This window comes from Deltaproteobacteria bacterium (assembly GCA_009929795.1).
GTDB lineage: Bacteria > Desulfobacterota > Desulfovibrionia > Desulfovibrionales > Desulfomicrobiaceae > RZZR01.
The window spans coordinates 1-2,084 of sequence record RZZR01000285.1 but is presented as its reverse complement, the minus strand read 5'-3'; the positions used below and the strand labels follow the sequence as shown (position 1 = coordinate 2,084).

Genomic DNA, 2,084 nt, shown 5'->3' with positions numbered 1-2,084 from the left:
GCCGGATCGTAGAGGTACATGACCAGGGCGTAGAGGGCGATGGCCACCAGATTCGTGACGGTGGCGGTCAAATCTTCGGCGATGATTTGAGAGACGTTTTCGATGTATTGGCCGCGCATGGCCACTTCGCCACCATGAAAACGTGTGAAGAAGGAAAAGGGCAAGCGCAGGGCCCGGGTGATGAACTCCGCTCCGCCAGTGATGCCGCTTTTCAATATCTGACGGAGAAGAACGCGGCGTTGGAGCCCGCCCAAAGCCCAGATGATCACCAGGGATACGGCCATGGCCAGGAGCAGGGGACGCAGCCAGTCTCTGCGCTCCGGGCTCAAGATATTGTCGATGAATATTTTGGTGAAACCAGGCTGGGCCACGCCCGGGACGATCAGCAACAGGCCGGCCAGCGCGGCCAGGACGAGAGCCGGGGCCATGACCGGAAGCCGGAGCAGAATGTCGCCCGTCAGGGAACGTGAGCGGCCTTGGTACCGGAACGATTCGCCGGGTGCCAGTTCCATGACCCGACCGGTACAGCATCGTCGCAGTTCGTCGGCATCCACGGTCCGCATACCTTCGGCCGGGTCCATCACCCGAAAGCGGCCAGGCCAAAGGTTTCGACCCGCAAGGACCAGGAAGCGTCCCGTCCCGCAATCCAGGAGCGCGGGCCGACGCAGCCGGCCAAAATCATGATGCTGCAGGTGGCGCGCCTCGGCCCGGAGGCCCAGGACCTCGGATGCGTGCAGGATATCCTCGATCCGGCACGAGCGGTTTGTCGGCGCACAGAGAGCGGCCACTTCGCTCAGGGGTGCATGGTGTCCCAATGCTCCAGCAACAGAGGCCAGGGCCGCGGCACCGCTTTCGGCGGGTGAGGTCTGGATGACGGTGGGGATCACGAGACGTCGCCGGAACATGGCCGCTCAATGTCCCCGGAATCCAGGCCGTTCGATGCGGCCATGGAGTCCGGCCGTGGTTTCGGCACCGATGCCCAGAAAACGTCGTTTCAATTCGGGGACGATTAGGTCCAAGGGAGAATGGGTCCGGGCGATGATCCGGATCACGCACTGGACCCCGGTCCTGATTCGTGCCGGCGGCCCGGAGCCCGAGGACCAGCGATACCCCGAGGCGGTGGACGGGTCTTCCTGTAACCGGATGGTCACCATGATCGGGGCGCCCTCCTGGGTGAGATTATGAACCAGATCGGGATTGTCCAGCACCCGCATCATGCCCTTGGGCGTCACCGGAAAGGGGGAAATGGAAACCACCTCGCCCAGGATGACCCCAAACTCCTCTTCCCGGACCATTTCCGGAACCACGTGCGCGGTCATCCCTGGCCGCAGTTCCAGACCCTGAAAGGGCGGGACATAGGCCACGACCAGCAGGTCGTCCTTGATGCTGCTGGGCCCCTGGACATGGGGTTGGAAATCCTCCTCCGGCAGGCCCACGTCTTCCCACGGAGCCAATTCCATGTAGGCCAGGGAATCACCGGCTGAAAGCACTTCGCCGGGGTTCTTGTGGATCTCGATGATCACGCCACTGTGCAGGCTGCGGACCACGGAAAAATCATCCAGGCGTTCCCGAAGGGAGAGCACTCGTTCCTGAAGAGAAACAATCTGCCGCGTCAGGTCCTCGAGACGCTGATCCACGCCATAGAGAACCTGTTGCCGGTAGACCTCCAGCCCGGACAGTTCGTGATGGTCCTGCAACCTCTGGATTTTGGCCTTGCGGAGCTCGGCCTTCATTTTTTCCAGTTCCAACTTGCTGACGACGCCGACCCTTTGCAGTTCCTCCTGGGCGTCCACGAGTTCCTGCAGATCTTCGACGAGCTGCCCTCCAAGACGGATTGATTCGAGCAGCGTGGTCCGCTGTTTTTCGATGAACTGGTCCACCAGTTCGTCATGCTTCCGTTCGTAGGTCTCCATCTGTTTCTGGTCCACCAGCAATTTGCCCAGGTAGTTTTCGGCCTCGCGCAACTCGGCCCGAAGCAGTGGCTGATCCAAGGCGGCCACAGGCTGGCCTTTGGTTATGTATTGGCCCTTCTCGATTGTCAGGGAGAGCAACTGGCCTTCGGTCTTGGCCACGATAGGAAACAA

Annotated in this window: 1 protein-coding gene; it reads right to left on the bottom strand. The window is 61.4% G+C overall.

Going from position 1 to position 2,084, the window contains the following annotated elements; all coding sequences use genetic code 11:
• On the bottom strand, window positions 1-905 hold a 905-nt coding region (locus tag EOM25_14255), incomplete at its 3' end, for a hypothetical protein (GenBank protein NCC26337.1).
• Between the last annotated feature and the right edge of the window lie 1,179 nt (window positions 906-2,084).